Source organism: Pseudomonas oryzihabitans NBRC 102199 (genome assembly GCF_000730625.1).
Taxonomy (GTDB): Bacteria; Pseudomonadota; Gammaproteobacteria; order Pseudomonadales; family Pseudomonadaceae; genus Chryseomonas; species Chryseomonas oryzihabitans.
Map to the genome: position 1 here is coordinate 412,784 of NZ_BBIT01000013.1, position 20,580 is coordinate 433,363.

Genomic DNA, 20,580 nt, shown 5'->3' on the forward strand with positions numbered 1-20,580 from the left:
TTGTCGCGATACGTTTGGCGACGTTTTCGCCGGCATTCCCGTGGCTCGCTCCGGTCAGATGAGGTCTACCGCCTCGCGAATCTCCTTCGGCGCGCCGCATGAAAGCCAGACACCTGCTCGGTCTCGTCATCCTGCTCTATGGCGGTCTGCATACCGCCTTCGACCAGGGCTGGCTGCGTATCCCGCCGGCCTACAATCCCTGGGCGCCGCTGGATATCCAGGCCCCCACCAATGCCGTCACTCGCCTCAAGCTCTGGCGTTTGCAGGCCGATGCCGACTATTGCGCGGCGTCCCTGGCCACCTCGGCGCTCAACTATCGGGAATTGCGTGGCAATGCGGGGTCGGCCGACTGTCCGCTGGAGCGGGCCGTGCGCATCCAGCGCGGTGAAGGGGTGAGACTCAGCGGCAGCTTTGTCGCCAGCTGTCCCCTGGCGGTGAGCTTCGCGCTGTTCGAGCGACAGGCGCTGCAGCCGGCGGCCGAAGCCGTCTATGGCCAGCGGGTGGCCGAGGTGGAGCACTATGGCAGCTTCGCCTGCCGCAATATCTATGGCCGCGCCAGTGGCCGGCGCAGTCAGCACGCCACCGCCAATGCCCTGGACATCGCCGGGTTGCGCCTGGCCGATGGGCGGCGCATCAGCGTGGCGCGGGACTGGACCGGCGATCCCCAGGCCCAGCGCTTCCTGCGGCTGGTGCGCGACGGGGCCTGCCGGTCCTTCAATACCACCCTGGGACCGGACTACAACGCGGCGCACCGCGATCATTTCCATGTCGACATGGGTGGCTTTCGCGTCTGCCGGTAGAATGACGGGTCTTTTCGCCTGCGAGTCGCCCATGTCCACCGCCCACCCCGCGCTTATCGTCGAAGCCCTGGAACCCGCCTTCACCGAGGCCGCCGCGGCCTGGGCCGCGCGCCTGGGCCTGCCCCTGGGCAGCGCCACCACCGAGGAATTCGCCGTGCAGGTGGGTGCCCAGGGCCTGCAACTGGTGCAGCGCGGCCCGGAGGCGCCGGGTCCGGTGCGGGTGGATTTCGTCGAGGGCGCGGCGGCGCACCGGCGCAAGTTCGGCGGCGGCGCCGGCCAGATGATCGCCAAGGCGGTCGGGATCGGCCCGGGCGTGCGTCCGCGCATCCTCGATGCCACCGCGGGTCTGGGGCGTGACGCCTTCGTGCTGGCCACCCTGGGCTGTGCGGTGACGCTGGTCGAGCGCCAGCCGCTGATCGCTGCCCTGCTCGAAGACGGCCTTGCCCGCGCCGCGCGGGATCACGAGGCGGCTGGCATAGTCGCCCTGATGACCCTGGTGCAGGCCGACTCCACCGCCTACCTGCAGCGCGGGGAGGGCGAGGCGCCCGAGGTGATCTACCTGGATCCCATGTTTCCCCATCGCGACAAGAGCGCCCTGGTGAAGAAGGAGATGCGCCTGTTCCGGCCGCTGGTGGGCGACGACCTGGACGCCCCGGCGCTGCTGGCCGCGGCCCTGGCCCGCGCCAGTCACCGGGTGGTGGTCAAGCGCCCGCGAAAGGCGCCGGCCATCGAGGGGGTGAAGCCGGGCTATGTGCTGGAGGGCAAGTCCAGCCGCTACGATATCTATCCGAAGAAGAGCTTCAAAACTTCTTGAATGAAAAAGCCCGCGGGCGGAAGGACTCCGGCCGCGGGCGCGGGTGTCGCCGACCTCAGACGGTCGCGGGCTTGGGCGCGCGACGCTTGCGCCAGGCACGGTAGAAGGGCAGGGCCACCATCAGGATGCAGACGATCCAGATGGCCTGGCTGATGCCGCTCTGCCAGAGGATGCCCATGTCGCCGTTGGAGATCGACAGTGCGCGTCTCAGGCTGGTTTCCATCAGCTCGCCGAGGATGAAGCCCAGCAGCAGCGGTGACAGCGGGAAGTCCAGCTTGCGCATGATGTAGCCGAAGATGCCCACGCAGACCATCAGCACCAGGTCGAAGGTGGTGGCGTGCACCGCATAGACGCCGATGCCGGTGATGATGGCGATGGCCGGGGCCAGCGACCAGTTCGGCACCTCGAGGATCTTGGTGAACATCTTCACCATGGGCACGTTGAGGATCAGCAGCATCACGTTGGCGATGAACAGCGAGGCGATCAGACCCCACACCAGATTCGGCTCGTTCTGGAACAGCAGCGGGCCGGGGGTGATGTTGTAGAGGGTCAGGGCGCCGATCATCACCGCGGTAGTGCCCGAGCCGGGGATACCCAGGGTCAGCATGGGAATCATGTTGCCGCACACCGCCGCGCCGATGGCGGTTTCCGGCGCTGCCAGGCCGCGCAGGTCACCCTTGCCGAACTTGCCATCGGCACCGGCCATGCGCTTCTCGGTGGTGTAGGCCAGGGCACTGGCCAGGGTCGCGCCGGCACCCGGCAGCACGCCGATGATGAAGCCGCTCACCGAGCTGCGCAGGTTGACCATGAACACGCTGCGCGCTTCGCGCACGTTGAACAGCATGCGCCCGGTGGCCTTGACCGCGACCTGGCCATGATGGGTCTGCTCCAGCAGCAGGAGCAGTTCGCTCACCGAGAACAGACCCAGCACCAGGATCACGAAGTCGATGCCGTCGGCCAGGTGCACGTTGTCGAAGGTGAAGCGGTAGACGCCGCTGTTGGCATCGATGCCCACGGAGGCGATGGCCAGGCCGAAGAGGGCGGCGACCAGGGTCTTGACCGGCTTCTCGGCGGCCATGCCGGAGAGGCTGAGGATGGCCAGGGCCATCAGCGCGAAGTATTCCGCCGGACCAAAGGCGATCGCCCATTTCGCCAGCAGGGGCGAGAACAGCACCATGCCGCAGGTGGCGATGAAGGCGCCGATGAAGGAGCTCCAGGCCGACAGCGACAGGGCCACGCCGGCCATGCCCTGGCGGGCCAGCGGATAGCCGTCCAGGCAGGTCATCATGGTCGCGGCTTCGCCGGGGATGTTCAGCAGGATCGAGGAGATCCGCCCGCCGTATTCGCAGCCCAGATAGACCGCTGCCAGCAGGATCAGCGAAGTCTCCGGCGGCAGACCCAGGGCGAAGGCCACCGGGATCAGCAGGGCGATGCCGTTGATCGGCCCGAGACCCGGCAGCAGGCCGACCACGGTGCCGATCAGGGTGCCGATGAGGGCCACGATCAGGTTGGTCGGCGTCATGGCGACGCCGAAGCCCTGCATCAGAAAATTCAAGGTATCCATGTCAGCCCTCCAGGAATTCCAGCACGCCAAGGGGAAGGGGGACTTCCATCACCCGGTCGAACAGCACATAGAGGCCGATGGCGAGCAGCAGGCTGACCAGGGCGCAGGGCATCAGGCGACCGCCGTAGAGCAGACCGCAGAGGGTGGCGGTGATGAAGGCGCTCAAGGGGAAGCCCAGCGGCTGGAAGGTCAGGGCATAGCCCAGCAGGATGGCGCAGCAGGCCACTACCTTGCGCAGCGAGGAGGCGTCCAGCGGTTTCTGGTCTTCGCCATCGCCGATCGGCGTGGGGCGGATGATCAGATAGGCCAGGCCCAGGCTCATCAGCCCAAACATCAGCATCGGATAGGCCCGCGGACCGACCGGCTCGTAGGAAAAGGGCGCCTGGTAATCCCGGGCGATGAACAGCATGACGAGTCCGGCCACCAGCCAGACCGCCATGAAGGCGCGTTGGAAGATCATGTCGACATCCTCAAAGGCGCCCGGAAGGGCGCCAGGGGCGGGGGCTCGTTACTGGATCAGGCCGAATTCCTTGGCCATGCCGCGGTAGCGCGCGACTTCCTTCTGCACATAGGCGTCCAGCTCGGAGCCGGTCATGGCGAAGGGGAAGAGTTCGCGCTGATCACGCAGCTTGGCGAAGTCGTCGGAGGCCAGCAGCTTGTCGAAGCTGGTCTTCCACCAGTTGTACTGCTCGTCGGTGACCTTCGGGCCCACATAGAAGCCGCGGACCACCGGCCAGACGATGTCGTAGCCCTGCTCGCGCGCGGTGGGGATGTCCTTCATCGCCGGTTCGTCGAAGCGCTGCTCGGCGAAGACCGCCAGCAGGCGCATGTTGCCGGCCTCGACATGGGGCATGGAGTCGGAGATGTCGGTGCTGCCGACCTGGATATGCCCACCCAGCAGCGCGGTGGCGATCTCGCCGCCGCCTTCCAGAGCCACGTAGCGCAGATCCTTGGGATTGATGCCGGCAGCCTTGGCGATCAGCGCGGTCTGCATCCAGTCCTGGCTGCCCACGGTACCGCCGGAGCCGATCACCACCTTGCTCGGGTCCTTCTTCAGCGCCTCGACCAGGTCACCCAGGGTCTTGTAGGGCGAATCGGCCTTGACCGCGATGGCGCCATAGCTGGCGCCCACTGCCGCCAGCCAGCGCACGGCCTTCTCGTCGAAGCGACCGAACTTGCCTTGCGCCAGGTTCAGCAGCGAACCGCTGGAGAAGGCGACGATGGTATCGCCGTCCGCCGGCCGCTGGGCCACCACGGTGTTGTAGGCCACCGCGCCCACGCCGCCGGGCATGTAGGTCACGCGCATGGGCTTGTCCAGCAGCTTGGCTTCCACCAGGCCGCTCTGGGCCAGCTTGCAGGTCAGGTCGAAGCCGCCACCCGGGGAGGCCGGGGCGATGCATTCGGGACGCTTGGGTTCGGCCATGGCCTGGGCGGACAGCAGCACGGAGGCGGCCAGGGTCAGGGTGAGGGTGCGCAAGGTGGTGCTCATCGACGTCTTCCTTTTGTTGTTATTTCAGAAGCTGACAGGCGGACACGGCTCAGGCTCGCCAGGGCGGCGATCGTTCGGAGAAGAGATACGGGAGCACGTGGAGCTGCGCGAGGGCGAGCATGGATGTCGTTCCGCTTGTTATTGTTGTTGGCCAACCAGGGGTGGCGCTTGGGCAAGCATCATGCGGTTCTGGGACCGCTACCTTTCACTCTAGACCGCCAAGCTTTCAACAGCCTTTCAGATGTGAAAGGCGGCGATAGTGGGGTTCCGGCTGCAGGCCAGCCGGCCGGTATCCGGTAAACTCGGATTTTTTGAGCGGGAGCTGTCAGCGTGCGCATCCTATTGGTCGAAGATCATCCGCCACTGGCCGAAAGCGTCGCCCAGGCGCTCAAGAATGCCGGACTCAACGTCGATCTGCTCAACGATGGCGTGGCCGCCGACCTGGCCCTGCAGAGCGAAAGCTATGCCCTGGCCATTCTCGACGTCGGCCTGCCGCGCATGGATGGCTTCGAGGTGCTGGCGCGCCTGCGCGAGCGCGGCGATCGCCTGCCGGTGCTGATGCTCACCGCCCGCGGCGAGGTCAAGGATCGGGTACAGGGGCTCAACCTAGGCGCCGACGACTACCTGGCCAAGCCCTTCGAACTCACCGAACTGGAAGCCCGGGTCAAGGCCCTGCTGCGCCGCAGCGTGCTGGGCGGCGATCGCCAGCAGCGCTGCGGCCCGCTGATCTATGACCTCAACACCTCGCGCTTCACCCTGGGCGAGGAGGCGCTGTCGCTCACCTCGCGCGAGCACGCCGTGCTGGCCGCGCTCATCGCCCGCCCCGGACGGGTCATGAGCAAGGAGCAACTGGCCGCCCAGGTCTTCGGCCTGGACGAGGAAGCCAGTCCCGAGGCCATCGAGATCTACGTCCACCGCCTGCGCAAGAAGCTGGAAGCCGGCGCCGTGCGCATCGTCACCTTCCGCGGCCTGGGCTATCTGCTGGAAGAGCAGCATGGCTGAAGTGGCGAAGGCGGCTGGCAGTCTGCGTGGGCGACTGCTGCTGCGACTGGTCGTGCTCTTGGCGGTGATCCTGGCGGTCAGCAGCCTGGCCGCCTATCTCAATGGCCGGCGGCTGGCCGACGTGGCCTATGACCGGACGCTGCTGGCCTCGGCCCGCACCATCGCCGCCGGCCTGTCGGCCACCAATGGCACCCTGCGCGCCGACGTTCCCTACATCGCCCTGGACAATTTCGCCTACGACAACGTCGGGCGCATCTTCTACCAGGTGCTAGATACCCGCGGCCGGCTGATCTCCGGCTACGAAGAGATTCCACCACCGCCAGCGGACGCTCCGCTGACCCGCGACTATCCGGCCCTGGCGCGCTTCTACAACAGCACCTATCGCGGTAAGGACGTACGGGTGGTCAGCCTGGCCCAGCCGGTCAGCCAGCCGGATCTCACCGGCATGGCCGAGATCCGCGTCGCCGAGACCGCCGAAGCCCGCGAGGAGGTGGCCCGCAGCCTGCTCACCGACACCCTGATCCGCCTCGGACTGATGGGGCTGGGTGCCATCCTGCTGGTGTGGATGGCAGTGGGGGCCGCCCTGCGCCCGCTGGAGCGCCTGCGCCAGGCGGTGGAAGAGCGGGGCGTGGACGACCTGCGGCCGCTGCCCGAGGTGCGGGCGCCCCAGGAGTTGCTGCCGCTGGTGCATGCCCTGGAGGGCTTCACCCTGCGCCTGCGGCGGCTCTTCGAGCGTCAGGCGGACTTCATCGCCAATGCCGCCCACGAATTGCGCACCCCGCTGGCGGCGATCAAGGCGCGGGTCGAACTGGGCCTGCGCGAGCGCGAGCCCCAGGCCTGGTACGCCACCCTGGAAGAGACCCGCGCCAGCACCGATCGCCTGGCGCGCCTGGCCAACCAGCTGCTGTCACTGGCGCGGATCGAGAGCGGCGCCCAGGCCATCGCCGAAGGCGGCGCCGAACGCCTGGAGCTCAGCGACCTGGCCAGGGAACTGGCCATGGCGCTGGCCCCCCTGGCCCATGCCAAGGGCGTCGCCCTGGCCTTCGAGCCCTTCGCCAAGGCGCCGGTGATCGGCGAGCCGACACTGCTCAACGAGCTGCTCTGCAATCTGGTGGAAAACGCCCTGGCCCATAGCCAGTCAGGTGGCAACATCGTGGTGCGGGTGCTGGCCCCGGCGGTGCTGGAAGTCGAGGATGACGGCCCCGGCATTCCGGCCAATGCGCGGGCCAAGGTCTTCGAGCGCTTTCAACGCCTGGATCCGCAATCCGGGGGCGCCGGTCTGGGACTGGCCATCGTCGGTGAGATCTGCGCTGCCCACCGGGCGCGCATCCAGTTGCTGGACGGCGCGCTCGGCGGGCTAAGGGTACGGGTCGAATTTCCCGCCGAGGAAGCCTAGGCTCAACCGAGCAGGGTGCGCGACTGTTCCACCGCGTCCCAGAAGGACTGATCCTGGGCCGGATCCGGCTGGTTGTTCAGCCCCAGGCGGATACCGGCGGGCAGCGTCTGGACCGCGATCTCCTGCTGACCCTGGCGCTGCGCGTGCAGCTGGGTCGCGACCTGCACGATATCGGCATAGTCGGCCGCCGCGGGCTGCCGCTCCAGCGCCAGATATTCCCGCGGTACGCAGGCGATGTCGGCCGGGAAATCCCAGACCTTGAGAATGCGTTCGCCGATCTGCGGATGAATGCGCGCCGTCACCTGGTCGAGGGTGATGGCGTTGGCCAGCAGGTCTTCCTGTTCTTCGGCATAGGTGAGGATCGGCAGCACGCCGATCTGGTGCACCAGGCCAGCGAGCAGGGCGCGGTCGGCCATCAATCGCGTGTACTTCTTGCACAGCGCATGGCTGATGGCGGCGATCTCGGTGCCCTGGCTCCAGACCTCGCGCATCTTGCGATCCACGGCGTCGCTGGTGGCCTGGAACATCTGCTGCATGGCCAGGCCCGTGGCCAGATTCGCCGTGTAGTTGATACCCAGGCGCCCGACCGCCATCTGCAGGTCGGTGATCTCCTTGCTGGTGCGCAGGAGCGGGCTGTTGACCACCTTGATCAGGCGCGCCGTCAGGGCGGCGTCCATGGCGATCACCCGGCTCAGCTCGGCGACGCCCACGTTGGGGTCTTCGGCCGCTTCTCTGACCTTCAGTGCCACCTCGGGAAGGGTGGGCAGCACCACGCGATCGGTGTCTATCGCGTGGAGAAGATCCTGGACAACTTTTTCGGCAAGAGGAGTCATGACGTACCTGTGTGAGGAGCGGATAAAGGCGATCCCAACCTTCAGCGCTTTATTTCACGATCGCTATCGAGTGAGTAGGGCAAATCGAGTAAACGGCAGTTTGGCCCGTCCGAGCTGCCCACCGAGACACGTCCGTCCTCGGCGGCATCGCCCTGCAGCACCGCCAGGAATTCGCAACCCGCTGGGCTGGCCGCGGCCAGCACCACCTCGCCCACGCTGCTGCCATGCACCGGCGAGAACAGCTCGGTACCCACGGCAGGGGGCTGCTCGCTGCTGGCGAGGCGATAGAGGCGCCGCTTGAGCTTGCCCAGGTACTGCATGCGCGCGACGATCTCCTGGCCGGTGTAGCAACCCTTGCGAAAGCTCACGCCATCCAGCGCCTGCAGATTGATCATCTGCGGGACGAACAGCTCGCGGGTCGCGCCGAACACCTGGCCCACGCCAGCCCGTACCTGGGCCAGCAGCCATTCGTCGAGTGCCACCTCCGGCAGCGTCGGCGCCGCTGCGTCGGCCGCGCGCCAGGTCTCTACCCGGCTATCCTCCAACCGCAGGGCGAAGCCGCCCTCGAGCGGCGCCACGGCATTGGCCTGCTCGCCCAGCGCCACGTCGGGATAGGCGCTGGCGAAGCCGGCGGCCGAAAGTCCCAGCCGTTGCCATTGCGCGCTTTCGTAGGTCAGCACCGACTTGGAGAAGACCGCATATTTCTTCAGATCGGTCAGCAGCGGCTCGACCAGCTCCGTGGCCATCGCCAGCAGATAGCCGTCGGCCTGCTTGACGATGCGGAAGCTAGAGACCAGCCGTCCCTTGGGCGTGCAGCGCCCCCCCAGGCCGGCCTGGTCGTCAGCGAGATAATTGAGGTTGCAGGTGACCTGCCCCTGGAGAAACTTGGTCGCATCGACCCCGCGGATGGCCAGGACGCCTTCGTGGGTCAAGCGGCAGAAATACGGCGAGTCGGCCATTGCGGCTGCAGCTCCCTGTCGAGTGAAGCCGATCATCATAGGCTCGCCCGGGGGGAATGTCAGGCGCACTGCGCGGCGGGGCGCTTCGGGCTTATACTGCGCCGATTGTCGCAGGAGTCCCCATGAGTACCGAAGCTACCGAACTCAACAGATTGTACTGGCACAGCCGCCGCGGCATGCTGGAACTGGATGTATTGCTGGTGCCCTTCGTCAAGGAGGTCTATGCCTCCCTGGGCGCGGAAGACCAGGCCCGCTACCGCAAGCTGCTCGAGTGCGAGGATCAGGACATGTTCCACTGGTTCATGCAGCGCGGTGAACCGGAAGACGCCGATCTGCAGATCATCGTGCGCATGATCCTGGACCGTGTCCAGCCGGCTTGAGCCCTTCGAATGTCGCTGGAGCGCCTCCGCCGGCCTCCTGCGACTGCATGCCCTGGCCGCGTTCGCCGCGGGGATCTGTCCCTGGCTGGCGGCCATTCCCTGGACGCTCAAGCCACTCCTGACGCTGCTGGTGCTCTGGTCCTGGCACCGGGTGCGCCAGCGCCAGCTCCAGCAGCGCTGTCCAGAGGTGCCGCGCGGTTTGCGCCATGGCGCAGAAGGCTGGCAGCTGTGGTCGCCGGCGACCGGCTGGCAGGCCATCCAGCTGCGCCCGGACAGCCTGGCCCTGCCGCGGCTGGTGGTCCTGCGCTATCGACTGCCAGCGGCGAGACGTACCCGCAGTCTCTGCATCGCCCGCGACAGCCTCGCCGCGGACGCCCACCGCCGCCTGAGAGTCAGACTTCGCTTCGCTCCGCGCCGGTTCGCGGCGCCAGAATAGTGTCCCGGGCGCTGCTGGCCAGTTGCGGATAGTCCAGGGTGAAGTGCAGACCGCGACTCTCCTGGCGGGCGAGAGCGCTTTCGATGATCAGCTCCGCCACCTGCGCCAGGTTGCGCAGTTCGATCAGGTCGCGACTGACCCTGTAGTTGCTGTAGAACTCGTCGATCTCGTCCATCAGCAGGCGAATGCGATGGCGGGCGCGCACCAGCCGCTTGGTGGTGCGCACGATGCCGACATAGTCCCACATGAAGCGCCGCAACTCGTCCCAGTTGTGGGCGATCACCACGTCCTCGTCCGAGTCCGTCACCTGGCTGGCGTCCCAGTCGGGCAGGTCGTGCGGCATGGCGATCTCGGCCGCTTGCGCCTGGATGTCCAGCGCCGCCGAGCGGGCATAGACGAAGCACTCCAGCAGCGAATTGCTGGCCATGCGATTGGCACCGTGCAGACCGGTGCAGCTGGTTTCGCCAATGGCATAGAGGCCGCCGAGGTCCGCGCGCCCGTGCTGGTCGACGCGCACCCCGCCGCAGGTGTAGTGCGCGGCCGGCACCACCGGGATCGGATCCCGGGTGATGTCGATGCCCAGTTCCAAGCAACGGCGATAGACCGTGGGAAAGTGCTCCTGCACGAAGTCCGCCGGCTTGTGGCTGATGTCGAGAAAGACGCAATCGATGCCCAGGCGCTTCATCTCGTGGTCGATGGCGCGCGCCACCACGTCGCGTGGGGCGAGATCGGCGCGGGGGTCGAAGCGCGGCATGAAGCGTTCGCCATCCGGCAGACGCAGGACGGCGCCTTCGCCACGCAGGGCTTCGGTGATCAGAAAGCTGCGCGCATGGGGGTGATAGAGGCAGGTGGGGTGGAACTGGTTGAATTCCAGGTTGGCCACCGAACAGCCGGCGCGCCAGGCCATGGCGATGCCGTCGCCGCTGGCGCTGTCCTGATTGGTGCTATAGAGGTAGGCCTTGCTGGCGCCGCCGGTGGCCAGCACCGTGAAGCGCGCGTGCAGGGTATCGACCTGGCCGCTGGTCCGGTCGAGCACATAGGCGCCCAGGCAACGCGCGCCCGGCCGGCCGAGCTTTTCCGTGGTGATCAGATCCACCGCCACCCGCTGACTGAGCAACTGGATGTTGGGCCGGCCTTCGGCGGTGCGCAGCAGGGTGTCGAAGATGGCCATGCCGGTGGCATCGGCCGCGTGAATAATGCGCCGGTGGCTGTGGCCGCCTTCGCGGGTCAGGTGAAAGCCCAGGCCGCCCTTGCCGGCGTCCTGCTCGCGGGTGAAGGGCACGCCCTGGTCGATCAGCCACTGCATGGCCTCGCGGCTGTGCTCGACGGTGAAGCGCACGGCGCCTTCGTCACACAGCCCGGCGCCCGCGACTAGGGTATCCTGCACGTGCGCCTCGACGGTGTCGCCTTCGTCCAGTACCGCGGCGACGCCACCCTGCGCCCAGTAGGTCGAACCATGCGCCAATTCGCCCTTGCTCAAGACCGCGATGGACAGCGTCGCCGGTAGATTGAGCGCGAGCGTCAGGCCCGCGGCGCCACTGCCGATTACCAGGACATCGAATTCCAGATGACGCGCCATGACGTTTCCTTCTCACCGGGACGGCGAGTATAGGAACAAGGCGGCTGACGGCATAGCCATCGGATGGATCGGCAGGGAACTCGCGGGCGTCAGGCGGGGTCTATGTACAGATAATTGCTCATCCGTGCGGCCGGAACGCCAAGACGAGAATGGGCCATCTGCCAAAGCTAATTCAGTGACACCCAGGAGCGATCAGCAGCCATCTTAGTGCTCGCTCATCAACTGCTGTGGAGGGGAGAACTTTCGTGCAACAGCCCAGTCTAGCAGCGCGCGTCGATAGTGAAAGCAAGGACGATACCGAGCTGCAAGCCAAGGACAGCAAGCAAGCCCTGCCCACCCAGGAGCAGGATCAACAACTGGTCGAGCGCGTACAGCGCGGCGACAAGCGTGCCTTCGATCTGCTGGTGCTCAAGTATCAGCACAAGATTCTCGGTCTGATCGTGCGTTTCGTCCACGATACCCAGGAAGCCCAGGACGTCGCTCAGGAGGCTTTCATCAAAGCCTATCGCGCGCTCGGGAACTTCCGTGGCGATAGTGCTTTCTACACCTGGCTCTATCGCATTGCCATCAACACGGCAAAGAACCATCTGGTTGCCCGGGGTCGTCGTCCACCGGACAGCGACGTCAGTGCCGAAGATGCGGAATTTTATGAAGGGGACCATGCTCTAAAGGATATCGAGTCCCCAGAGCGGTCCCTTTTGCGGGATGAGATCGAGGCCACCGTGCATCGGACCATCCAGCAGCTCCCGGAAGATCTGCGCACCGCGCTGACCCTTCGTGAGTTCGAAGGCCTCAGCTACGAGGACATTGCGAACGTCATGCAATGTCCGGTGGGAACGGTCCGGTCTCGGATTTTCCGAGCTCGGGAAGCGATAGACAAAGCATTGCAGCCCCTGCTGCGTGATGCATAGACAGCGGCGACAGCTTTTAGAGAGGTAATACGTATGAGTCGTGAAGCCCTGCTGGAATCCCTGTCCGCTGTTATGGATAACGAAGCGGACGAATTCGAAACCCGGCGTGTCATCGCCGAGGTCAGCAAGGACCCGGAACTGCGCGCCACCTGGTCGCGCTACGCCATGGTCAGCGCCGTGATTCGCGGTGAGCCCATGTTTCCAAATCTGGATATCGCCAAAGGCGTCACCACCACGCTGGAGCGTGATGAGGCCATCGCAGCCCCGGCAGCGCCCGTCGTTGCCCAGGCGCGCAAGAGTGGCTGGTCGAGCCTGGGTCGTGTCGCGGTCGCCGCGTCCGTGACCTTCGCCGTACTGGCAGGCGTGCGGATGTACAACCAGTCCGACGTCTCCACCCAGGGTCTGGCCCAGCAGGCGCCGAGCCAGCTGACTGTGCCGCAACCCGCGCGTAGCCCGGCCGTGCTGGCCAGCTTCAGCGAAGAAAGCACCAAGGCGAATGCCGAAGCCAAGGCTGATAAGCCGATGGCAGGTGAAAAGCAGGAAGCCCCTGCCCAGCGTTGATTCGCTGGCTTCACCTCGAAACGGTGTCCGGACTCTGTTCCGGGCGCCGTTTTTTTTTGCCTGCCGGATGTCCGGATGGAGCGCAAAATGCTTCGAAAGCTATCGTTCAGCAAGGCCGTGCTATTTCTGCTGCCAGTCGTCTCTGACTGTGCCGCCGTTGCGGAGCAGGCAGGTCGCCAGCGATGTGTTCAAGTCATTGGATAGAGTGGAGCTGCACGCGCATGCGCAATCTAAAGCATTACACGGCCGCCCTGATGGGGCTCTGGCTGATGGGACTGACGGCCATGGCTCGGGCCGATCTGCCGGATTTCACCGGCCTGGTCGAGGCGGCATCTCCAGCGGTCGTCAACATCAGCACCCGCCAGAAAATTCCTGAAGGTCGTGGCGCCGGCGCCATGACCATGCCCGATCTGGAAGGCCTGCCGCCGGGCATCCGTGAATTCTTCGAGCGCAGCATCCCGCAGATGCCGCGCGGTCCCCGTGGCAAGCAGGAGCAGGCCCAGTCCCTGGGCTCGGGCTTCATCATCTCGCCCGATGGCTACATTCTGACCAACAACCATGTGGTCGCCGATGCCGACGAGATCCTGGTACGGCTGTCCGACCGCAGTGATCACACCGCCAAGCTGATCGGCGCGGATCCCCGTACCGACGTCGCCCTGCTGAAAATCGACGCCAAGGACCTGCCCACCCTCAAGCTGGGCAATTCCGATCAGCTCAAGGTCGGTGAATGGGTCCTGGCCATCGGTTCGCCCTTCGGCTTCGATCACTCGGTCACCGCCGGTATCGTCAGCGCCAAGGGTCGCAGCCTGCCCAACGAAAGCTATGTGCCCTTCATCCAGACCGACGTGGCCATCAACCCGGGCAACTCCGGCGGTCCGCTGTTCAACCTCAAGGGTGAGGTGGTCGGGATCAACTCGCAGATATTCACCCGCTCCGGTGGCTTCATGGGGCTATCCTTCGCCATTCCGATCGACGTCGCCATGAACGTGGCCAATCAGCTGAAGACCGATGGCAAGGTGAGCCGCGGCTGGCTGGGCGTGGTCATCCAGGAAGTGGACAAGGATCTCGCCGAATCCTTCGGCCTGGATCGTCCGGCCGGTGCCCTGGTCGCCCAGACCCTGGACGACGGTCCCGCAGCCAAGAGCGGCATCAAGGTCGGCGACGTCATCCTCTCGGTCAATGGCCAGAAGATCGAGGAATCCGCCGACCTGCCGCACCTGATCGGCAATCTCAAGCCGGGTGCCAAGGCCGACATGGAGATCATCCGTGAAGGCAAGCGGCAAAACCTGAGCGTTACCGTGGGCGACATGCCCAAGGACGACCAGGCCGCTTCCGGCGGCGAGCGCGGGTCCGATCGGGCCAGCAATCGCCTGGGCATCGCCGTGGCCAACCTGACCGCCGAGCAGAAGAAGACCCTGGACATCCAGGGCGGCGTGGTCATCAACAAGCTCAGTGGCGACGGTCCTGCCGCGGCCATCGGCCTGCGTCCGGGCGACGTCATCACCCACCTCAACAATCAGCCCATCGAGTCCGCCGCGGCCTTCGAGAAGATCACCTCGGCACTGCCGGCAGGGCGCTCCATTTCGATGCGCGTGGTGCGTGAGGGTCGCGCCAGCTTCATCACCTTCAAACTGCCGGGCAAGTAACGGCAGGGGACAAGGCGAGGGGCAGGCGACTGCCCCTTCTTTTTGTCCGCTCGAACGGCGCGAGTCCCCTTGTTTGCCGCATTCAGGTAAACTCCCCCGCTATTTTCCCGGCGGATGTTCCGCTGCTGGCTATTCGAGTGCTGATTCGTGAGTGATCTGAGCCATATCCGCAATTTCTCCATCATCGCCCACATCGATCACGGCAAGTCGACGCTTGCGGATCGGTTCATCCAGATCTGTGGTGGTTTGAGCGACCGAGAAATGGAGGCCCAGGTCCTGGATTCCATGGATCTCGAGCGCGAGCGCGGCATCACCATCAAGGCCCACAGCGTCACGCTGTACTACAAGGCCCAGGACGGCAAGACCTACCAGCTCAACTTCATCGACACCCCCGGCCACGTCGACTTCACCTATGAAGTCAGCCGTTCGCTGGCCGCCTGCGAAGGCGCGCTGCTGGTGGTGGATGCGGGGCAGGGCGTGGAAGCCCAGTCGGTCGCCAACTGCTACACCGCCATCGAGCAGGGCCTCGAGGTCATGCCGGTGCTGAACAAGATGGACCTGCCCCAGGCCGAGCCGGACAAGGTCAAGGCCGAGATCGAGCACATCATTGGCATCGACGCCACCGACGCCGTGCCCTGCAGTGCCAAGAGCGGCATGGGCGTACCCGATGTCCTCGAGCAACTGGTCAAGGTCATTCCACCGCCCGAGGGCGAGATCGACGCGCCTCTGCAGGCGCTGATCATCGACTCCTGGTTCGACAACTACCTGGGCGTCGTCTCGCTGGTGCGCGTCAAGCACGGGCGGGTCAAGAAGGGCGACAAGATCCTGGTCAAGTCCACCGGCAAGGTGCACCAGGTCGACAGCGTCGGCGTCTTCTCGCCCAAGCACACCGAGACGGTCGATCTCAAGGCGGGCGAAGTGGGCTTCATCATCGCCGGCATCAAGGAAATCCTCGGCGCCCCGGTCGGCGACACCCTGACCCTCAGCGCCACCCCGGACGTGGCCATGCTGCCGGGCTTCCAGCGGGTCAAGCCGCAGGTCTACGCCGGTCTCTTCCCGGTCAGTTCCGACGACTTCGAGGACTTCCGCGAAGCCCTGCAGAAGCTGACCCTCAACGATGCGGCCCTGCAATACGAGCCGGAAAGCTCCGAGGCCCTCGGCTTCGGCTTCCGCATCGGCTTCCTCGGCATGCTGCACATGGAGATCATCCAGGAGCGCCTGGAGCGCGAATACGATCTCGACCTCATCACCACCGCGCCGACCGTGGTCTTCGAGGTGGTGCTCAAGGATGGCAGCATCATCTATGTCGACAACCCGTCCAAGCTGCCAGACCTGGCCTCCGTCGCCGAGATGCGCGAGCCCATCGTGCGCGCCAACATCCTGGTACCCCAGGAGCACCTGGGCAACGTCATCACCCTGTGCATCGAGAAGCGTGGCGTCCAGCGCGACATGCAGTTCCTCAGCAGTCAGGTGCAGGTCAGCTACGACCTGCCGATGAACGAGGTGGTCCTGGACTTCTTCGACCGCCTCAAGTCGGTGAGCCGTGGCTATGCGTCGCTGGACTACAGCTTCGATCGCTTCGAAGCCGCCAGCCTGGTCAAGCTCGACGTCCTCATCAACGGCGAGAAGGTCGATGCCCTGGCGCTGATCGTCCATCGCGACAAGGCGCACTACAAGGGTCGCGCCCTGACCGAGAAGATGAAGGAGCTGATCCCGCGGCAGATGTTCGACGTGGCGATCCAGGCGGCCATTGGCGGTCAGATCGTGGCCCGGACCACGGTCAAGGCGCTGCGCAAGAACGTTCTGGCCAAGTGCTACGGCGGTGACGTGTCCCGTAAGCGCAAGCTGCTGGAAAAGCAGAAGGCGGGCAAGAAGCGCATGAAGCAGGTTGGTAGCGTAGAGATTCCTCAAGAGGCCTTCCTGGCCGTGCTCAAGGTGGATAGCTGAAGCCCATGTCCTGGAACTTCCCTCTGTTGCTGGTTCTCGCGGTCGCCGTCTGCGGCGCCCTGGCACTCATCGATCTGCTGGTGCTCGCACCGCGTCGTCGCAAGGCGATCCAGACCTACGGGCAGCAGGTCAGCGAGCCTGATCCCGCGGTACTGGAGCAGTTGAACAAGGAACCGGCCCTGGTCGAGTACGGGAAGTCGTTCTTTCCCGTCCTGGCCATCGTGCTGATCCTGAGATCCTTCCTGGTGGAGCCGTTCCAGATTCCTTCGGGCTCCATGAAGCCGACCCTGGAAGTGGGCGACTTCATCCTGGTGAACAAATTCGCCTACGGCATCCGCCTGCCGGTGATCGACCTCAAGGTCATCCCGATCGGTGATCCGCAGCGTGGCGACGTCATGGTGTTCCGCTATCCCAGCGATCCCAGCGTCAACTACATCAAGCGCGTCATCGGGGTGCCGGGCGATACCATCCGCTATACCAGCGACAAGCAGCTGTACATCAACGGCCAGCGCGTCAGCGAGGAACTGGTGGGTGACGAGCCGGGTTCGCTGGGCAGCGTCAAGCTGTTCAAGGAGCAGCTCGGCAAGGCCGAGCACCTGATCCGCGAAGAGATGACCCGCTACCGCATGGAGCCCGACCACGAATGGAAGGTGCCGGCCGGTCACTACTTCATGATGGGTGACAACCGCGACAACTCCAACGACAGTCGCTACTGGGACGATCCCAACATTCCCCGTGACCTGCTCGGCATGGTTCCCGACCGCAACATCGTCGGCAAGGCCTTCGCCGTCTGGCTGAGCTGGCCGGAGCCCAAGCTGCAGAGCATGCCCACCCTGTCTCGCGTAGGTATCATCAGATGAATGAACGCAGAGTGTCCGGTCGTCCGTCGCGTCAGCAGGGGCTGTCGTTTCTCGGTGGTCTGCTCGCACTCTGCGTCATCGCCTTCCTGGCCAGTACGGCCATGAAGCTCGTGCCGCATTACCTGGACTACAATGCTCTGACCAAGGTCATCGAATCCATCGGCGACAACCCCGATAACCAGATTCGCAGCGTGTCCGACGTCTACAGCTACGTGGGGAAGGGTATGCAGGTGAACGACATCCGTGATCTCGATCTGCAAAAGGCCATGCGCGTCGAAGCCGACGGCAACCACCTGCAGATCCACCTCGACTATGAAAAACGTGAACACCTGATCCGCAACATCGATCTGGTCGTTCGTTTCAATCGTGATTTCCGTATAAATCTCCCGTGACATTATCTCTAGATCGCCTCGAGCGTCGGCTGGGTTATACCTTCAAGGACCCGGACCTGATGCTGCTCGCCCTCACGCACCGCAGCTTTGCCGGTCGCAACAACGAACGCCTCGAATTCCTCGGCGACGCCATCCTCAACTTCATCATCGGCGAAGCCCTCTACGATCATTTCCCCCAGGCCCGCGAAGGCCAGCTGTCCCGTCTGCGCGCCAAGCTGGTGAAAGGCGAGACCCTGGCCTTGCTGGCGCGCAGCTTCGAGCTGGGTGACTACCTGCGCCTGGGGTCCGGTGAGCTGAAGAGCGGCGGCTTCCGTCGCGAATCCATTCTTGCCGATGCCATGGAAGCCCTGATCGGCGGCATCTATCTGGATGCCGGCATGGATGCGGCCAAGGATCGGGTCATGGCCTGGCTCGGCCCGCAACTGCGCGAACTGACGCCAGTGGATACCAACAAGGATCCCAAGACCCGCCTGCAGGAGTTTCTCCAGGCGCGGGCGTGCGACCTGCCGCGCTACGAGGTGGTCGCCATCGAAGGAGAGCCCCATTGCCGGGTCTTCTTTGTCGAATGCGAGATCGCCATGCTCAACGAAAAGACGACGGGGCAGGGCGCCAGTCGCCGTATCGCCGAACAGATAGCCGCCTCGGCGGCCTTGATCGCCCTGGGCGTGGAGAATGGTCATGAATGATGAGCTGAAGGCATCGCGGTGCGGCTACGTCGCCATCGTCGGCCGTCCCAACGTCGGCAAGTCCACGCTGCTCAACCATATCCTCGGGCAGAAGCTGGCCATCACCTCGCGCAAGCCGCAGACCACCCGGCACAACATGCTCGGCATCAAGACCGAGGGTGAGGTGCAGACCATCTATGTGGATACCCCCGGTCTGCACAAGGAAAACCAGAAGGCGCTCAACCGCTTCATGAACAAGACGGCCGTCACCGCCCTGCGCGATGTGGACGTCGTGGTGTTCGTGGTCGATCGTACCCGCTGGACCGACGAAGACCAGATGGTGCTGGAGCGGGTCCGCTTCGTGAAGTGCCCGGTGCTGCTCGCCGTCAACAAGATGGATCGTCTGGAAGACAAGGCCGACATGCTGCCGCACCTGCAGTGGTTGCAGGAGCAATTGCCGGAAGCCACGCTCATTCCGATCTCCGCCCAGCACGGCCACAATCTCGATGCCCTCGAAGAGCTGGTCGCCGAGCGCCTGCCGGAGGGTGAGCACTTCTTCCCCGAAGACCAGATCACCGACCGATCCAGTCGTTTCCTCGCGGCTGAGCTGATCCGCGAAAAGATCATGCGTCAGCTGGGGGCGGAATTGCCCTACCAGGTCGCCGTCGAGATCGAGGAATTCAAGTACGACAACGGGGTACTGCACATCCACGGCCTGATCCTGGTCGAGCGCGATGGCCAGAAGAAGATCCTCATCGGCCAGGCCGGCGAGCGCATCAAGCGCATCGGCCAGGAAGCCCGCCAGGACATGGAAACCCTGTTCGACGCCAAGGTCATGCTCAATCTCTGGGTCAAGGTCAAAGGCGGCTGGTCCGATGACGAGCGCGCCCTGCGCTCTCTGGGTTATTCCGACCTCTAGCGATGCAGGCGTCCGAGCCGCTGTTCGTCCTGCATGCGCGTCCCTATCGGGAAAGCAGTGCGCTGGTGGATGTGTTCGGCGCCTTCGGCCGGGTCCGTACGGTGTTGCGCGCGGCCCGCTCCCGCTCCGGAAGTCTGGCCAGGCCCTTCATTCCCCTCGAGGCTCAGCTCAGTGGGCGAGGGGAGCTGAAGAATCTGCAAAAGGTGGCGGCCCTGGCGCCACCCTATCTGCTCCAGGGGCAGGCGCTGTTCAGCGGTTTCTATCTGAATGAGCTGCTGGTCCGGCTACTGCCCGCCGAAGATCCCTATCCCGCGCTCTTCGAACTCTATGGTCTGACCCTGGCGGCCCTCGCCCAGGGGCGACCGGTCGAGCCCCTGCTGCGTACCTTCGAATGGCGCCTGCTCGACCTGCTGGGCTACGGCTTCTCGCTGTCGCTGGCGCTGGATGGCCAGGCCATCGACGCCCAGCGCCTCTATCGCTTCATTCCGGATCAGGGCTTCGAAGCCGTCGACGAAGTTCGCCCGGGCTGTCTGGCCGGCGCGGAAATCCTGGCACTGGAGCGTGGCGAGTGGGACGATCCCACCGTAGTCCGCGCTGCCAAGCGCCTGATGCGTCAGGCCCTGGCGCCGCACCTGGGCAGCAAACCCCTGATGAGTCGCGAATTGTTCGCCAAGCCAAGTGAATAAGCCATGAAAGAGTTCAGTCGTGTTCTGTTGGGCGTCAACATCGATCATGTCGCCACCCTGCGCCAGGCCCGGGGTACCCGCTATCCCGATCCGGTCAAGGCGGCGCTGGATGCCGAGGAGGCAGGGGCGGATGGCATCACCCTGCACCTGCGCGAGGACCGTCGCCATATTCAGGAGCGGGATGTCCGCCTGCTGCGCGACCTCCTGCAGACCCGCATGAATCTCGAGGTCGCCTTGACCCCCGAGATGCTGGCCTTTGCCCAGGAGATCCGGCCCGAGCACGTCTGCCTGGTGCCCGAGCGCCGGGAAGAGCTGACCACCGAAGGTGGCCTGGATGTGCTGGGTCAGGTGCAGCGCATCCGTGACGCCATCGCCGCACTGCCCGCTTCCGAGGTGTCCCTCTTTATAGATCCCGATCTGCAGCAGATCCAGGCGGCCAAGGACAGCGGTGCTCCGGTGATCGAGTTGCACACCGGTCGCTATGCCGAAGCCGAGACCCAGGAAGAGCAGGCCCATGAGCTGCAGCGCCTGGCCAGGGCGGTGGAATTTGCCACCGGCCTCGGGCTGGTGGTCAATGCCGGTCATGGCCTGCACTACCATAATGTCCAGCCCATCGCGGCGCTGCCGGGTATCAACGAGCTGAACATCGGCCATGCCATCGTCGCCCAGGCGGTCTTCGTCGGCTTCAAGCAGGCGGTCAGGGACATGGCCGAATTGATCCGCTGTAACTCAGTCGTAAAA

General features: G+C 65.0%; 22 protein-coding genes. 16 read left to right on the forward strand and 6 right to left on the reverse strand.

Features of this window, described 5'->3' with window-relative positions; genetic code table 11:
* The first annotated feature begins 98 nt into the window (after positions 1–98).
* Both POR01S_RS15630 and POR01S_RS15635 read left to right on the forward strand, forming a co-directional pair.
* Positions 99–800 carry an extensin-like domain-containing protein gene (locus tag POR01S_RS15630; RefSeq protein WP_007161979.1) on the forward strand — a complete coding sequence of 234 codons (702 nt, stop codon included), beginning with the start codon at positions 99–101 and terminating at the stop codon, positions 798–800.
* Positions 801–831: 31 nt separating this feature from the next.
* Positions 832–1,614 (forward strand): class I SAM-dependent methyltransferase, encoded by a 783-nt coding sequence (locus POR01S_RS15635; protein WP_042136897.1) that lies wholly within the window; start codon positions 832–834, stop codon positions 1,612–1,614.
* A gap of 55 nt (positions 1,615–1,669) precedes the next feature.
* Here POR01S_RS15635 and POR01S_RS15640 read toward each other — a convergent pair whose 3' ends face one another.
* From POR01S_RS15640 to POR01S_RS15650, 3 genes are read right to left on the reverse strand one after another with little or no spacing between them, the layout of a single operon-like run.
* Positions 1,670–3,178 (reverse strand): tripartite tricarboxylate transporter permease, encoded by a 1,509-nt coding sequence (locus tag POR01S_RS15640; protein ID WP_027598571.1) that lies wholly within the window; start codon positions 3,176–3,178, stop codon positions 1,670–1,672.
* Between the two features lies 1 nt (position 3,179).
* Positions 3,180–3,638 carry a tripartite tricarboxylate transporter TctB family protein gene (locus POR01S_RS15645; protein WP_007161982.1) on the reverse strand — a complete coding sequence of 153 codons (459 nt, stop codon included), beginning with the start codon at positions 3,636–3,638 and terminating at the stop codon, positions 3,180–3,182.
* 48 nt (positions 3,639–3,686) lie between these two features.
* Positions 3,687–4,667 carry a Bug family tripartite tricarboxylate transporter substrate binding protein gene (locus POR01S_RS15650; protein ID WP_007161983.1) on the reverse strand — a complete coding sequence of 327 codons (981 nt, stop codon included), beginning with the start codon at positions 4,665–4,667 and terminating at the stop codon, positions 3,687–3,689.
* A 330-nt stretch (positions 4,668–4,997) separates the two neighbouring features.
* Here POR01S_RS15650 and POR01S_RS15655 point away from each other — a divergent pair, with 330 nt between their 5' ends.
* The gene (locus POR01S_RS15655) at positions 4,998–5,669 is read left to right on the forward strand and encodes a response regulator (RefSeq protein ID WP_007161984.1); all 672 of its coding nucleotides are present in this window, start codon (positions 4,998–5,000) and stop codon (positions 5,667–5,669) included.
* A complete protein-coding gene (locus POR01S_RS15660; RefSeq protein WP_007161985.1) occupies positions 5,662–7,065 on the forward strand; it encodes a sensor histidine kinase in 1,404 nt (467 codons plus the stop codon). The genes POR01S_RS15655 and POR01S_RS15660 overlap by 8 nt, the downstream gene beginning before the upstream one ends.
* A gap of 2 nt (positions 7,066–7,067) precedes the next feature.
* On the opposite strand, the gene POR01S_RS15665 is transcribed toward POR01S_RS15660, so the two are convergent.
* Both POR01S_RS15665 and ygfZ read right to left on the reverse strand, forming a co-directional pair.
* A complete protein-coding gene (locus tag POR01S_RS15665; protein ID WP_027598573.1) occupies positions 7,068–7,898 on the reverse strand; it encodes an HDOD domain-containing protein in 831 nt (276 codons plus the stop codon).
* 41 nt (positions 7,899–7,939) lie between these two features.
* Entirely contained in the window at positions 7,940–8,857 is a 918-nt protein-coding gene (ygfZ, locus tag POR01S_RS15670) for a CAF17-like 4Fe-4S cluster assembly/insertion protein YgfZ (RefSeq protein ID WP_042136900.1), read from the reverse strand.
* Positions 8,858–8,979: 122 nt separating this feature from the next.
* Between ygfZ and POR01S_RS15675 the strand changes: the two genes are divergently transcribed.
* Together POR01S_RS15675 and POR01S_RS15680 are read left to right on the forward strand one after the other, a co-directional pair.
* Positions 8,980–9,237, forward strand: coding sequence for an FAD assembly factor SdhE (locus tag POR01S_RS15675; RefSeq protein WP_007161988.1), 258 nt, complete (start codon positions 8,980–8,982; stop codon positions 9,235–9,237).
* Entirely contained in the window at positions 9,221–9,673 is a 453-nt protein-coding gene (locus tag POR01S_RS15680; protein ID WP_007161989.1) for a protein YgfX, read from the forward strand. Before POR01S_RS15675 ends, POR01S_RS15680 begins: the two co-directional genes overlap by 17 nt.
* On the opposite strand, the gene nadB is transcribed toward POR01S_RS15680, so the two are convergent.
* Entirely contained in the window at positions 9,630–11,252 is a 1,623-nt protein-coding gene (gene nadB / locus POR01S_RS15685; protein WP_042136901.1) for an L-aspartate oxidase, read from the reverse strand. The genes POR01S_RS15680 and nadB overlap by 44 nt on opposite strands.
* 329 nt (positions 11,253–11,581) lie before the next feature.
* Between nadB and rpoE the strand changes: the two genes are divergently transcribed.
* The 10 genes from rpoE to pdxJ form a co-directional block, all read left to right on the forward strand.
* Positions 11,582–12,163 carry an RNA polymerase sigma factor RpoE/AlgU gene (gene rpoE / locus POR01S_RS15690; RefSeq protein ID WP_026083736.1) on the forward strand — a complete coding sequence of 194 codons (582 nt, stop codon included), beginning with the start codon at positions 11,582–11,584 and terminating at the stop codon, positions 12,161–12,163.
* Between the two features lie 33 nt (positions 12,164–12,196).
* The gene (locus POR01S_RS15695) at positions 12,197–12,724 is read left to right on the forward strand and encodes a sigma-E factor negative regulatory protein (protein WP_042136903.1); all 528 of its coding nucleotides are present in this window, start codon (positions 12,197–12,199) and stop codon (positions 12,722–12,724) included.
* A 221-nt stretch (positions 12,725–12,945) separates the two neighbouring features.
* Positions 12,946–14,370: a DegQ family serine endoprotease gene (locus POR01S_RS15700; RefSeq protein ID WP_027603057.1), complete on the forward strand. Its 1,425-nt coding sequence runs from the start codon at positions 12,946–12,948 to the stop codon at positions 14,368–14,370.
* Positions 14,371–14,517: 147 nt separating this feature from the next.
* Positions 14,518–16,317, forward strand: a complete 1,800-nt coding sequence (lepA, locus tag POR01S_RS15705; protein ID WP_007161994.1) for a translation elongation factor 4 — start codon at positions 14,518–14,520, stop codon at positions 16,315–16,317.
* 5 nt (positions 16,318–16,322) lie between these two features.
* Positions 16,323–17,177 (forward strand): signal peptidase I, encoded by an 855-nt coding sequence (lepB, locus tag POR01S_RS15710; RefSeq protein WP_027603058.1) that lies wholly within the window; start codon positions 16,323–16,325, stop codon positions 17,175–17,177.
* Positions 17,174–17,569 carry a DUF4845 domain-containing protein gene (locus tag POR01S_RS15715; protein WP_007161996.1) on the forward strand — a complete coding sequence of 132 codons (396 nt, stop codon included), beginning with the start codon at positions 17,174–17,176 and terminating at the stop codon, positions 17,567–17,569. The genes lepB and POR01S_RS15715 overlap by 4 nt, the downstream gene beginning before the upstream one ends.
* Complete coding sequence (gene rnc, locus POR01S_RS15720; RefSeq protein WP_007161997.1) at positions 17,566–18,255, forward strand: ribonuclease III; 690 nt, start codon at positions 17,566–17,568, stop codon at positions 18,253–18,255. The genes POR01S_RS15715 and rnc overlap by 4 nt, the downstream gene beginning before the upstream one ends.
* A complete protein-coding gene (gene era, locus POR01S_RS15725) occupies positions 18,248–19,153 on the forward strand; it encodes a GTPase Era (RefSeq protein WP_042136905.1) in 906 nt (301 codons plus the stop codon). The genes rnc and era overlap by 8 nt, the downstream gene beginning before the upstream one ends.
* Positions 19,154–19,155: 2 nt before the next feature.
* The gene (gene recO / locus POR01S_RS15730; protein ID WP_027598582.1) at positions 19,156–19,839 is read left to right on the forward strand and encodes a DNA repair protein RecO; all 684 of its coding nucleotides are present in this window, start codon (positions 19,156–19,158) and stop codon (positions 19,837–19,839) included.
* Between the two features lie 3 nt (positions 19,840–19,842).
* On the forward strand, positions 19,843–20,580 hold a 738-nt coding region (pdxJ, locus tag POR01S_RS15735), incomplete at its 3' end, for a pyridoxine 5'-phosphate synthase (RefSeq protein WP_052382672.1).